General features: G+C 70.1%; 12 protein-coding genes. 8 read left to right on the plus strand and 4 right to left on the minus strand.

Annotated elements, in window-relative coordinates:
* The first annotated feature begins 15 nt into the window (after positions 1-15).
* From coaA to H976_RS0103715, 6 genes are all read left to right on the plus strand, one after another.
* Positions 16-990 (plus strand): type I pantothenate kinase, encoded by a 975-nt coding sequence (gene coaA / locus H976_RS0103690; RefSeq protein WP_027860440.1) that lies wholly within the window; start codon positions 16-18, stop codon positions 988-990.
* Entirely contained in the window at positions 987-1,607 is a 621-nt protein-coding gene (locus H976_RS0103695; RefSeq protein WP_196803943.1) for a bifunctional 2-polyprenyl-6-hydroxyphenol methylase/3-demethylubiquinol 3-O-methyltransferase UbiG, read from the plus strand. Before coaA ends, H976_RS0103695 begins: the two co-directional genes overlap by 4 nt.
* Positions 1,608-1,669: 62 nt before the next feature.
* The gene (locus H976_RS0103700; protein ID WP_027860442.1) at positions 1,670-3,049 is read left to right on the plus strand and encodes a hypothetical protein; all 1,380 of its coding nucleotides are present in this window, start codon (positions 1,670-1,672) and stop codon (positions 3,047-3,049) included.
* 7 nt (positions 3,050-3,056) lie between these two features.
* Positions 3,057-4,001: a DUF389 domain-containing protein gene (locus tag H976_RS0103705; protein ID WP_027860443.1), complete on the plus strand. Its 945-nt coding sequence runs from the start codon at positions 3,057-3,059 to the stop codon at positions 3,999-4,001.
* A gap of 62 nt (positions 4,002-4,063) precedes the next feature.
* Positions 4,064-4,696 (plus strand): hemerythrin domain-containing protein, encoded by a 633-nt coding sequence (locus H976_RS0103710; protein WP_081682637.1) that lies wholly within the window; start codon positions 4,064-4,066, stop codon positions 4,694-4,696.
* Positions 4,697-4,767: 71 nt separating this feature from the next.
* The gene (locus tag H976_RS0103715; RefSeq protein ID WP_027860445.1) at positions 4,768-5,889 is read left to right on the plus strand and encodes a 5-methyltetrahydropteroyltriglutamate--homocysteine S-methyltransferase; all 1,122 of its coding nucleotides are present in this window, start codon (positions 4,768-4,770) and stop codon (positions 5,887-5,889) included.
* A 340-nt stretch (positions 5,890-6,229) separates the two neighbouring features.
* Here the strand turns inward: H976_RS0103715 and glmM are convergent, their stop codons facing one another.
* From glmM to rplM, 3 genes are read right to left on the minus strand one after another with little or no spacing between them, the layout of a single operon-like run.
* Positions 6,230-7,576 carry a phosphoglucosamine mutase gene (gene glmM, locus H976_RS0103720; RefSeq protein WP_027860446.1) on the minus strand — a complete coding sequence of 449 codons (1,347 nt, stop codon included), beginning with the start codon at positions 7,574-7,576 and terminating at the stop codon, positions 6,230-6,232.
* Between the two features lie 2 nt (positions 7,577-7,578).
* Positions 7,579-8,082: a 30S ribosomal protein S9 gene (gene rpsI / locus H976_RS0103725; RefSeq protein WP_027860447.1), complete on the minus strand. Its 504-nt coding sequence runs from the start codon at positions 8,080-8,082 to the stop codon at positions 7,579-7,581.
* A 32-nt stretch (positions 8,083-8,114) separates the two neighbouring features.
* A complete protein-coding gene (rplM, locus tag H976_RS0103730) occupies positions 8,115-8,558 on the minus strand; it encodes a 50S ribosomal protein L13 (RefSeq protein WP_027860448.1) in 444 nt (147 codons plus the stop codon).
* Positions 8,559-8,899: 341 nt separating this feature from the next.
* Here rplM and H976_RS0103735 point away from each other — a divergent pair, with 341 nt between their 5' ends.
* Entirely contained in the window at positions 8,900-10,204 is a 1,305-nt protein-coding gene (locus H976_RS0103735) for a citrate synthase (RefSeq protein ID WP_027860449.1), read from the plus strand.
* A 64-nt stretch (positions 10,205-10,268) separates the two neighbouring features.
* Complete coding sequence (locus H976_RS24375; protein WP_051276138.1) at positions 10,269-11,021, plus strand: ceramidase domain-containing protein; 753 nt, start codon at positions 10,269-10,271, stop codon at positions 11,019-11,021.
* Here the strand turns inward: H976_RS24375 and H976_RS0103745 are convergent.
* On the minus strand, positions 10,988-13,018 hold the full coding sequence (locus tag H976_RS0103745; protein WP_196803944.1) for an acyltransferase family protein: 2,031 nt from the start codon (positions 13,016-13,018) through the stop codon (positions 10,988-10,990). The genes H976_RS24375 and H976_RS0103745 overlap by 34 nt on opposite strands.
* Between the last annotated feature and the right edge of the window lie 125 nt (positions 13,019-13,143).

Below are 13,143 nucleotides of genomic sequence, written 5' to 3' on the forward strand. Positions count from 1 at the left end.
ACTATCGTGACGCGCATGCCGAACGGGACGCACGCGAGCGAGAGCTCGCCGTACGTCGAGCTCGACCGCGAGGCGTGGGCCGCGCTCGGCAAGTCCATCGCCGCGGGAGCCACCGAGCAGCCGCTGTCCCACGACGAGATCGAGCGGGTCCGGGGTCTCGGCGACGAGCTAGACCTCGAGGAGGTGCAGCAGGTCTACCTGCCGCTGTCCCGCCTGCTCAGCCTGTACGTCGAGGCAGCCGGTCAGCTGCACCGCGCCACCGAGGAGTTCCTGCACCAGAGCCAGCCGCCGCGGACGCCGTTCGTGATCGGGCTCGCCGGTTCGGTGGCGGTCGGCAAGTCGACCACCGCCCGTGTCCTCCAGCAGATGCTGGCCCACTGGCCCGAGCACCCGCGGGTCGCCCTGGTCACCACCGACGGCTTCCTGCTGCCCAACGCCGAGCTGAGCCGACGCGGGATCCTGCACCGCAAGGGGTTCCCGGAGTCCTACGACCGCAAGGCGCTGCTGAAGTTCGTCATCGACATCAAGTCCGGCAAGGACGAGGTGGAGGCACCGACGTACTCCCACCTCGTCTACGACGTCGTCCCGGACGAGAAGGTCGTGGTGTCCAGCCCCGACATCGTCATCGTCGAGGGGCTCAACGTCCTCCAGTCGGCCGGGGTCCGCCAGGACGGTCGTACCGGCCTCGCCGTCAGCGACTTCTTCGACTTCTCGGTGTACGTCGACGCTGCCACCAGCGACATCCGTCGTTGGTACACCGACCGCTTCCTGCGCCTGCGCGAGACCTCCTTCCGCGACCCGGCGTCGTACTTCGCCCGCTACGCCTCGCTCTCCAGGGACGAGGCCGTCGCCGAGGCCAACCGCATCTGGGACGAGATCAACGGACCGAACCTGAAGCAGAACGTCCAGCCCACCCGCTCGCGGGCGACGCTGGTGTTGCGCAAGGACCACGACCACTCGGTGCGCTGGGTCAGGCTGCGCAAGCTGTGAGCGGGATTCCCCCGACGCGCTGGGACCTGTTCGTCTCCGAGGACGCGATGTACGGCCGCCACTTCGAGCAGCTGCTCGCAGACGGCGTCGACGTCGACGGCGAGGCCAGGCTGGCCGACGTGCTGGCGCCCCGCCGGGCCCGGATCCTCGACGCCGGGTCGGGCATGGGGCGGGTGGGAGCGAGCCTGCTGCGTCGTGGGCACGACGTCACCGCCGTCGAGAAGGACCTCAAGCTGGTCGCCCAGTCCCGACGCCTCTTCCCCGAGCTGGTCGTCGTCCAGTCCGACATCCTCGCGCTGTCTCCGGACCTGCTGGTGGAGCACGGTCGGCCGTCGGCGTACGACGTCGTCGTGGTGGCGGGCAACGTGATGATCTACCTGGCCGAGGACACCGAGACCCGCGCCCTGCGAGCGCTGCGCGACCTGCTCGCACCGGACGGCCGGATCCTGGTCGGTTACAACGCCGTGAAGGGGCCGCGGCACAGCCGCGACTACCCCTACGAGGACTTCGTGGGCCACCTCGAGGCGGCCGGTCTCGAGGTGCAGCACCGCTTCGGGTCCTGGGACCTGACGCCACCGGCCGACGACTACGTGCTGGCGGTGCTCAGCCGGGCTTGACCACTCGGTGTCGGCAGAGATCGACCCGTGACGTCCGTGCCCGGCGCTCCTAGGATTCAGGGGTGGCCGGGGCGAGGGATCTCAGGGAACGCGCGCACCAGGCGCTGGGGCTGGCGAGGGCCCACGCCCGGGAGACCGAGCGAGCCGCGGCCTTCGCCGACGAGTCGGTCCTGCTGGCCGAGGAGCTCGACGACCCGATCCTGCTCGCCGACGCGCTGGGCGCGCGGCTGACGACCCACTCCGGGCCCGAGGACCTCGACGTCCGGCTCAGTACCAGCCTCCGGATGCTCGGCCTGGTCCGGCACTCGCCCGATCCCGGCGTACGTCTCGAGGCGCATCTCTGGCGGCTGACGACGGCCCTCGAGCAGCTCGACCTCGGCGCCGTACGCCGGCAGCTGGCCGCGCTCGAGCTGCTGGCCGACGAGACCGACGAGCCGAGCCACCGCTTCCACGCCTGCTCCCGACGAGCGATGTTCGCCCTGACCGAGGGCGACACCGTGGGCGCGGCTCGACTGGCGGCCGAGGCTGCCGATGCCGGCGTCGACGAGGTGCCGGGAGCCGACGCGGCCCTGCGCACCCTGCAGGCCGAGCTGGCCCGGCAGCGAGGCGAACGGACCGCGCTGGTGCAGCACGCCTCCACCTGCGAGAAGCGCGGCCGCTCCGGTGATCTGGCCTCGCTGCTCGCACAGGCGGCCGTGCTCTGGCTGGAGGGCGGCGAGCCGGAGCGCGCCCGGCAGCTGGTCGACCAGATCGCACCCGCCCTCGGCGACCTGCCGCGGGACGCCGACTGGCTGCTCGTGACCTGCAAGGTGTGCGAGGCGGCCGCAGGCAGCGGGCGCGCCGGGACGGCGGCCCGGTGCGCACGCCTGCTCGCGCCGTACGCCGGCCGCGGGGTGCTCGACTCCCGGGCGGTCGCGTTCGCGGGCGTCGTCGACGACTACCTCGCCCTCGCGACGCGCGACCGTGAACAGGCGGCGACGGCCAGGGCGGCGTACCGCCGGATCGGAGCGGACTGGTGGGCCCGACGCGGACCCCTGGGCCGGACCCACGAACCCGTGACCGGTCCCGCGGGCGTGCGGGTGCTGCACCTCCACCCAGCCGAGGCCGAGCGGCCGACGGGGCTCTGGTGCGTGGGACGCGAGGGTGCGACGCGGATGGTGCCGTCCATGCAGGGGCTGGAGTACCTCCGCCAGCTGGTCGACCGGCCCGGGTGCGAGGTGCCCGAGGCGGCCGAGGAGTCCGAGCAGGTGCGGTCGGCCGTACGCCGGGCGATGCGTACCGCCCTGGCCCGCCTCGAGCTGCACGACGGCGAGGTCGCCTACGAGCTGCGTACGACGATCCGCACCGGGCCCGCCTACCGCTACGAGCCCGACGCCTTCCGGCCGGTCGAGTGGCGCCTCGGCACCGATCAGCACGCCGCCCGCTCGGTCGGTGGGCCATGATGGCGCGGTGCTGCACCTGCGACTTCGGATCCCCGGCGACCTGACCGACCAGGTCGTCGAGCTGTTGGAGGCCGACGAGACGGTGACCAACGTCGCCGTGGTGCCGGGCGGCTTCGCCAAGCCGGAGGGATGTCTCGTCCTGGCCGACGTGGCCCGCGAGAACGCGACCGGGGTGATCAAGCAGCTCCGCGACCTCGACGTACAGCACCGCGGCTCGATCAGCATCGAGGAGATCGACACGATCCTCTCCGACGAGGCTGACCGCGTGGAGCGAGCGGCTCCGGGAGCACCCGACGACGGCGTGGTCTGGGTGTCGGTCGAACAGCACCTGCGCGAGGACTCGCGACTCTCCTTCGCCTTCATCGCGTTCATGACGCTGGCAGCCCTGATCGCCGGTGCCGGCCGCATCACCGACCAACCGATCCTGATCGTCGGCGCCATGGTCGTGGGACCGGAGTTCGCCCCCATCGCCGCCATCTGCTTCGCCCTGGCCCACCCCCGCCTCGGGATGATCCCTGCGGCGGTGCGCGCCCTGGTGACCGGCTTCGGAGTCGCGGCCGCCATCGCCACCGCGGTATGGGCCGTCGCCTACTCCCTCGGCGCCTTCACCAGCACGCAGGCCTCCACGGGAGACCTGACGGACTTCATCGTGCGCCCTGACGGGTGGTCGTTCGCGGTCGCGTGCCTCGCGGGCATCGCCGGCACCCTGTCGCTGACCACGGCCAAGTCCGGTCCGCTCGTGGGTGTGTTCATCTCGGTGACGACCATCCCGGCCGTGGGCACGCTGGCCGTCTGCCTGGCCTGCGGGATCTGGTCCGAGGCCGGCTCGGCCCTGGCCCAGCTCGGGCTGAACCTGCTCGGCATCATCGTGGCCGGGACGCTCACGCTGCGGATCCAGCGCCTGGTCTGGCAGCGGGTCTCGGTCCGGGCTCGGCACAGCCTGCTGAGCTGAGCGGGCTGGACCAGTACGCCGCTCCACCCGGCCCTGTCGGACCTCGGCCCTACCATCCCTCCATGGCGCAGATGAGCATGAACAAGGTCATCCACGGTGCGTTCCGGCGCGACCTCGACCGCTTCGTCGGGGCACTCACCAGCTTCACCGCCGGCGACTCCGCGCGGGCACACCAGCTGGGGCGGGCGTGGGCCAACTTCGACCTCCAGCTGACCGACCACCACGAGGGCGAGCACGAGATCGCGTGGCCGGCCCTCGAGTCCGTCGGAGTCACCCGCGAGACGATCGCGCAGATGGACGCCGAGCACGAGACCATGGCGGCCGCACTGGCGCAGGCCCGCACGGCCATGAGCTCGCTGGAGTCGACGGCTGGGCAGGGCGAGGCCGAGGCCGCTCTCTCGGCCCTGATGCGGCTGCGCGACGTGACGGTGGAGCACCTCGACCACGAGGAGCGCGAGATCGAGCCGATCTACATCGCCAACGCCGACGGGCCCGAGATGAAGGAGATGGGCAAGAAGTTCGCCCGGACGGGACCGGCCAAGGCAGGCGTGTTCTTCACCTGGATCCTCGACGGCGCGACCGCCGAGGAGAAGCAGGCCCTCACGAGCAGCGTGCCCGGCCCGGTGCTGAAGATCCTCACCACGCTCTTCGGGCGCAGCTACCGCAAGGACGTCGCTCCAGTCTGGAGCAGCTGACACACCGGCTGGGCATTCGTTGGGCGTCGGTGTTTGACTGACGGTGACCGTCGCCGAGCGAAGGAGAACTCGTGTCCCTGCGCACCACACCGCCGTTCCGAGCCGACCACGTCGGGAGCCTCCTGCGGCCCAAGCCGTTGCTCGAGGCCCGGGCTGCCCACGCCCAGGGCGAGATCACCGACGAGCAGCTGGCCGCCACCGAGGACGCCGCGATCGCCGACGTCGTACGCCTGCAGCAGGACGCCGGGCTGCAGACGGTGACCGACGGGGAGTTCCGTCGTACGTCGTGGCACATGGACTTCATCTACAACATCGAGGGCATCCGTCGTACCGAGGAGCAGATGGAGGTCCACTTCCACAACGCGGAGGGCGACCTCGACTTCACCTCGGCCGGGCTCGTGGTGCACGCCCCGGTGCGGATCGAGGAGCCGATCTTCGGCGGCGCCTTCGACTACCTCCAGTCGGTCGCGCCCGAGGGGATGACCCCGAAGCTGACCATCCCGTCGCCGAGCATGGTCCACTACCGCGGCGGGACGGCCGCGATCGACCCGAACGTCTATCCCGAGGAGGACCAGTTCTGGGACGACCTGTCGGCGGCGTACGCCCACCAGGTGCGGTTGATCGCCGAACGTGGCTGCCGCTACCTCCAGCTCGACGACACCAGCCTCGCCTACCTCAACGACCCCGAGCAGCGCGCCAACGTGGCCGCCCAGGGTCGTGACGCCGAGCACCAGCACGAGCGCTACATCCGCCAGATCAACGCCGCCATCAAGGACCGTCCCGAGGGCCTGAACGTCACCACGCACATGTGCCGCGGCAACTACCGCTCCTCGTGGGCGGCCTCCGGCAGCTACGACTTCGTGGCTGAGGCACTGTTCAGCGAGCTCGACGTGGACGGCTTCTTCCTCGAGTACGACGACGAGCGCTCCGGCGGCTTCGAGCCCCTCCGGTTCGTGCCGAAGGGCAAGCAGGTCGTGCTCGGCCTGGTCACCACCAAGCGCCCGGAGCTGGAGAGCAAGGACGACCTCAAGCGCCGCATCGAGGAGGCGTCGAAGTACGTCGACCTCGACCAGCTCTGCCTCTCCCCCCAGTGCGGCTTCTCCTCCACCGTCGAGGGCAACAACCTCACCGAGGGCGAGGAGATCGACAAGCTCCGCCTCGTCGTCGAGACCGCCCAGGAGGTCTGGGGCTAACTCCCGCGACCGGGCAGTTCTGGTTGCCTGAAGTACGCCGACCGGGCAGTTCTGGTTGGCCGGAGTACGCCGAGCGGGGGCTTTTGGTTGGCCGGCGTCCACCGCTCACCGGTCGTCGGGAAGCAGCCCGCTCGTGTGACCACCAGGGACCGCACGACCACGAACAACCTCGGATCCGTGGAGGCGTGCACATCCAGTGCCCGGTCGACGTCGTACGGCCAACCAGAAGTGCCCTCTCAGCGGCCCGCGATCAACCAAGACCGCCCTGTCAGCGCCGTACAGCAAACCAAAACCCCCCGCTCAGCGGACTGCAGCCCACCAGAAGTGCCCTCTCGGCGGGCTAGAGGGCGAGCTGCTGGTGTACGACGGCGGCGAGGCGGTCGGCGATGTCGCGGGCCTGGTCGGCGCTGGCGGCCTCGACCATGACCCGGACGAGCGGCTCGGTGCCGGAGGGGCGGAGGAGGACCCGGCCGGTGTCGCCGAGCTCGGCCTCGGCCTCGGCGACGGCGGCGGCGAGCACGAAGTCCTCGTCGGTGCGGGACTTGTCGACGCCGGGCACGTTCACCAGCACCTGCGGCAGCCGGGTCATCACGCCCCCGAGGTCGGCCAGGGTGCGTCCGGTCGCGGCCATCCGGTCGAGCACGTGCAGGGCGGTCAGGATGCCGTCGCCGGTGGTCGCGTGGCGGCTCATGATGACGTGGCCCGACTGCTCACCACCGAGGGTGAAGCCGGAGAGCTTCATCGCCTCGAGGACGTAGCGGTCACCCACCTTCGTCTGCCGTACGCCGACACCGGCGGCCTTCATCGCCTGCACGAACCCGAGGTTGCTCATCACCGTGGCCACCACGGTGTCGTCGTGCAGCTCACCGGCCTCCCGCATCGCCAGCGCGAGGATGGCCAGGATCTGGTCGCCGTCGACGATGGCACCGCTCGCGTCCACCGCGAGGCAGCGGTCGGCGTCCCCGTCGAGGGCGAACCCGACGTCGGCACCGTGCTCGACGACCGCCTTCTGGAGGACCTCGAGGTGGGTGGAGCCGCAGCCGTCGTTGATGTTCACCCCGTCGGGCTCGGCACAGATCGCGACCACCTCGGCGCCGGCCTCGCGCAGCGCTCGGGGGCCGACCTCGAAGGCGGCACCGTGAGCGCAGTCCAGCACGACCTTGATGCCCTCGAGGGAGTGGCTGATCGTCGAGTCGAGGTGGGCGGCGTACTGCTCGACCGCCGTGTCCAGGGTGCGCACCCGACCCACCGCAGCGCCGGTCGGGCGGTCCCAGGGCTCTCGCATCCGCTTCTCGATGGCGACCTCGATGGCGTCGTCGAGCTTCACTCCCCCGCGGGCGAGGAACTTGATGCCGTTGTCGGGCATCGCGTTGTGCGACGCCGACAGCATCACGCCGAGGTCGGCACCGAGCTCGCCGGTCAGCCAGGCGACACCCGGGGTCGGCAGCTCGCCGAGCAGCAGCACGTCGACCCCGGCCGAGGCGAGACCCGCCACCACGGCGGCCTCGAGGAACTGACCGGAGATCCGGGTGTCGCGGCCGACGACCGCGACCGGCCGGTGACCGTTGAAGGTGCCGGCCTCCGCGAGGATGTGCGCGGCGGAAACGGAAAGGTCCAGGGCCAGCTCAGCGGTGAGATCACCGTTGGCCAGACCCCGGACCCCGTCCGTGCCGAAGAGGCGAACCAAGATCAGCGCTTGCTGAACTGCGGCGCCTTGCGGGCCTTCTTCAGACCAGCCTTCTTGCGCTCGATGACGCGTGCGTCGCGGGTCAGCAGCCCGGCCTTCTTCAGACCCGGGCGGTTGGCCTCTTCATCGATGGAGTTCAGGCAGCGGGCCACGCCGAGACGCAGGGCGCCGGCCTGGCCGGTGATGCCACCGCCGTGGATGCGCGCGATGACGTCGAAGCGACCCTCGAGCTGGGTGGTCGCGAACGGCTCGTTGACGACCTGCTGGTGCAGCTTGTTGGGGAAGTAGCTGTCCAGCTCGCGGCCGTTGACCAGCCACTTGCCGGTGCCGGGGACGATCCGGACGCGGGCGACGGCCTCCTTGCGACGGCCGGTGGCCGCGGCGGGGGCGATGGTCGCCGGCTTGGCGGGGGCGTCGGCACTCGGCGCGCTCTCGGAGGAGTAGGCGACACCCTGCTCGTCGACCTGGTAGGTCTCCTCGGCGGTGTCGTTCTCTGCGTCTGCCACGTTGTTCCTTTGCGTGTTCTCGGGAGAGGTCGTCACTGGGAGACCTGCTTGATCTCGAAGGGCTTCGCCTTCTGGGCGGCGTGGGGGTGCTCGGGGCCGGCGTACACCTTGAGCTTCTTGATCATCTGGCGACCGAGGCGGTTCTTGGGGAGCATGCCCCAGACGGCCCTCTCGACGGCCTTGCGGGCGTCCTTCTCGATCAGCTCACCGATGGGGGTGGCGGAGAGACCACCGGGGTAGCCCGAGTGGTGGTAGGACATCTTCTTGGTCGCCTTGTCGCCGGAGAGCGACAGCTTCGAGGCGTTGACGACGATGACGAAGTCACCGGTGTCGACGTGGGGGGCGAACATGGGCTTGTGCTTGCCGCGCAGCAGGTTCGCGATCTGGACGGCGAGGCGACCCAGACGGACGTCGGTGGCGTCGATGACGTGCCACTCGCGCTGGATGTCGCCCGGCTTCGGGCTGTAGGTACGCAACGTTGTTGGCCTATCTGTGTCGTTCGTGTCCAACCGGGCTGATGCCGGGCTGGTGGTGGTGCTGCGCCTTCTGACGAACACTGCCCGCAACACGGCCCGGATCGGCCGGCGGCGGGACTGCCAGAGCCCCACAACGAGGAGGTGCTCAAGCGGCAGGAGGCGCGACCGACAAGGTTACCGGGGTGGTGAGTCCCGGTCAAAACGAGACCCACTGGTCCCCTCCACCACCATGGGCATAGGTTGAAGAACGGAGGACGTGGGCATGGTGCCACAGCATCGCCCCGCGTCCGAACCGCTCGAACTGCCACCTCGACCCGCACCTGCGAACGCAAGGAGCCGACGTGACCGACACCGGTGACACCAACACTCTCACCGTCCGGGACAACAGGACCGGCAAGGAATACGAGATCCCCATCACCGACGGGACGATCAAGGCCGGAGACCTGAGCCAGATCCGCACCGACGACGAGACACCCGGGCTCGCGACGTACGACCCGGGCTTCGTGAACACCGCGTCGTGCAAGAGCTCGGTCACCTTCATCGACGGCGAGAAGGGGATCCTCGAGTACCGCGGGTACCCCATCGAGCAGCTGGCCGAGAAGTCCAACTTCCTCGAGGTGGCCTACCTGCTGATCCACGGCGAGCTGCCCAGCAAGCCGCAGTACGACACCTGGGTGCACGAGATCACCCACCACACCTTCCTCCACGAGAACGTCAAGACGTTCATGCAGGGCTTCAGGTACGACGCCCACCCGATGGGCATGCTGATGGCCTCGGTGGGTGCGCTCTCCACCTTCTACCCCGAGTCGGGCAACATCTCCGACCCCGACAACCGCCACATGCAGATGGTGCGGATGATCGCGAAGATGCCGACCCTCGGCGCCTGGGCCTTCCGGCACGCGCAGGGCAAGCCCTACGTCTACCCCGACAACGAGCTGAGCTACACCGCCAACTTCCTCTCGATGCTGTTCAAGATGAGCGAGCACCGGTTCGATGCCGACGAGCGACTGGTCAAGGCGCTCGACGTGCTGTTCATCCTGCACGCCGACCACGAGCAGAACTGCTCGACCAACGCCGTCCGGTCGGTCGGCTCCTCGCAGGTCGACCCCTACTCCGCGGTGGCGGCCGGCGTCGGCGCGCTCTACGGCCCGCTCCACGGCGGCGCCAACGAGGCGGTGCTGCGGATGCTGCGCCGCATCGGCAGCAAGGAGAACATCCCCGACTTCATCAAGGGCGTGAAGGACGGCAACGAGAAGCTGATGGGCTTCGGCCACCGCGTCTACAAGAACTACGACCCGCGCGCCAAGATCATCAAGAAGGCGTGCGACGACGTGTTCGAGGTGACCGGCGTCAACCCTCTCCTCGAGATCGCCCGGGAGCTGGAGAAGATCGCGCTCGAGGACGAGTACTTCATCAAGCGCAAGCTCTACCCCAACGTCGACTTCTACTCCGGCCTGATCTACGAGGCCTTCCAGTTCCCGCCGGAGATGTTCACGGTCCTGTTCGCCATCGGCCGTACGCCGGGATGGCTGGCCCAGTGGCTCGAGCTGGTGCAGGACAAGGAGCAGAAGATCGCCCGGCCCAAGCAGATCTACACCGGCGAGCGGACCCTGGACTTCGTCCCGGCCGCCGAGCGCTGGAGCTGACCACCTGCGCGACCTCCGGCCCGTCGGTCTGGCGGTCGGGACCGGGCTCGTCTCCCTGGGACTGATGTACCTCGCTGCCCGCGGTGAGTGGCTCGGCACCGATGTCGGCCGCGGCAACGAGTTCTGCGAGGCCGCGCGCAGCGGGTGGCTCAAGCAACCGGCCAACTCGCTGAGCAACCTCGGCTTCGTCCTCGCCGGCGTGCTGGTCGGCTGGCACGCGGGACGACCGCAGGGTCGGCTGGCGCGACCGGGCCTGGCCACGTCGTACGCCGTCGTGGTGGTGCTGCTCGGACCGGGAAGCATGGCGATGCACGCCACCCAGACCACGCTCGGTGGTCATCTCGACATGACCAGCATGTTCCTCGTGGCGAGCTTCGCGGCGGCGTACGCCCTGATGCGTGCGGTGGGTCGGGACGCCGGGTTCTTCGCCCTCGTGTTCGCCATCGCGCTGGTGGCCTGTGAGCTGGTCGAACGCATCCCCGGCGAGCTCCCGGTCGTGATGCACGCCGGCAACCTAGTGTTCGGGGCCCTGCTGGTGCTGACGATCGTCATCGAGGTCCGGCTCCGTCGGGACCCTCCCACCGGGGACGGACGCTGGATCGTGGCCGCGGTGGGCTCGATCGCGGTGGCCTTCGTGGTGTGGAACCTCTCCAAGAACGACGCACCGCTGTGCGACCCGCACTCGCTGCTCCAGGGCCATGCCGTCTGGCACCTGCTGTGCGCGGTCTCGGCGTACTGCCTCTACCGCTACTGGAACAGCGCCGTCGTGCCGGTCGTGCGGTCTCAGCCCTCGCCCACCAGGTCGCGTATCGCCTGACGCAGGCTGTCCTCGAAGAGCATGGAGCCCTGCACGCTCAGGTGTGCGCCGTCGCGGTAGACCGAGACCCCGTGGACGAGGGCGCTGCAACCGTTGGTCCGGCACAGCAGGCTGGCCGTGTCGAGGTACTGCCCCCCGTCGTCGAGCACTGTGCGGCGCTCGTCGTCGATCACGCGCTGACGGAACCGGAGAGCGGCGCTGTCCGTGGAGAGCTCGCCACAGGCGGATGACCTCGAGCGCCAGATGGTGGGGGCGAGGCACGCCGGCAGGCCGTCGTACTGCGGCACCGACCCGACCACCGTCACCGGGCCGACCTCGCGCAGCCGTCGGACGGTCCGGTCGATGGTGGCGTTCCAGGTCGCCACCCGCTCGGCGGTCGAGTCGCCGAACAGGGTGCTCTCGGGGCCGCCGAGATAGCCCGCGGTGGCGTTGGAGACGATCACCGCCGCGTACCTGCCCGGGTGGGCCTCCAGCTCCTCGATCGACCCCTGGACGAACTCTGTGCACACCGGCGTCAGTGCCCGGGATGTCAGGGCAAGCGGACATCCCCCGCTGGTGACAATGCTTGCGTCGTACCCCAGTGAGCGAGCGGCCGCGATGAACGGCTCGCTGAGGTGGCCGGCGTTCGAGTCGCCGATGAGCAGCACCGTGCCCCGCGGCCGCGGCACCGTCCAGGTGCACGGCGGGCGGTCCGGGCTGCCGAGCGGCAGCGTGTTGGCGCACCCGGCGGCGATGTCGACGTGCTCCGGCGCGACGTCGGCACGAACGGCCTGGATCCGGGCGCTCCCCCAGCCGTCCCTGGACAGCTGCCACACCCCGAGCCCGACGACGGTCGACGCCGCAACTCCGGCGACCAGGACAGCGGTGAGGGCGCGCCGCGAGGACGGCCAATGTCCGCGGTGGATGGGGCGCTCGACGTAGCGGTAGGCGGCCGCTGCCACGACCAGCGCCACCACCGCTGCAGCGGGCTTGACCCACCCCGCGTCCGGCCACAGGTAGGCGGCGAACAGGATGAACGGCCAGTGCCAGAGGTACCAGCTGTAGGAACGGTCCCCGAGCCAGGTCATCGGTCGTGCACTGAGCGCCGAGTGCACGGTGTCCGGTCGGTCGGTCGAGGCCGACAGCAGCAGGGCGGTCCCCAGCACGGGTACGGCGACGAGGTACCCCGGCACGTCGGCCCCGTCGCGAAGCGCGAGCACCGACCCGACGACCAGCAGCGCACCGACAGCTCTCACCAGCAGGGCCCGGCGACGGACCGAAGGCAGCAGTGCCAGGATCCCCCCGGCCAGGAACTCCCAGCCGCGTGCCGGAGTGCCGAAGAAGGCGAACTTGCGGAGCTCGGCCTGGGGGTCCGCGAACCGGCTGGTGAAGTGCTCGACGTGGATCCAGTTCTCCACCAGCGCCACGCAGAGCAGCAGACTGGCCAGCCCCACCGCGGTGAAGCCGAGCAGCACCAGGCGGCGGGTCCGGCGTGCGTCGCGCCGTCGGCCGAACGCGAGCAACAGCGCGATGAAGGCGGGGAACAGGAGGTAGAACTGCTCCTCGACGGAGAGCGACCACGTGTGCAGGAACGGGTTCGAGTTCGCGTCCGGCTGGAAGTAACCACCAGTGGTGGCGAAGAAGTAGGCGTTGGCCGAGAGGAACGTGGCTGCGATGGCCGCCTTGGCGGCCTCGCCCTGGTCGGGTCCCACGGGCGAGTACAGGAAGGCGACCAGCACCAGCGTGACCAGCGTCATCAGGCACATGGCGGGCGCCAGCCGCCGTGCGCGCCGAAGGTAGAACTGGCCGAACCGAACCCTGCCTCCTGCGTCGGCCCGGCGCAGCAGCAGCCCGGTGATGACGTACCCCGAGATCACGAAGAAGACGTCCACACCGACGAACCCGCCGCGCACCGGAACGCCCGCGTGGTAGGCGACCACGACCAGGACGGCGACTGCGCGAAGGCCCTGGATGTCCCGACGACGGCGCCGGGACCCGGCCTCGGTAGCGACACTCACCCGGCGAGCCGCCGCCGTGTCTTCCGGCCCAGCGCTTGCTGTCCTTGGCTCGAGCCGAGAGGTCACGAGCCACAAGGGTACGGTGACGACGACTCGTGGCCCGGCGAACACGCCAGCGCCCAGGC

Source organism: Marmoricola sp. URHB0036 (genome assembly GCF_000426045.1).
Classification (GTDB): domain Bacteria; phylum Actinomycetota; class Actinomycetes; order Propionibacteriales; family Nocardioidaceae; genus Marmoricola.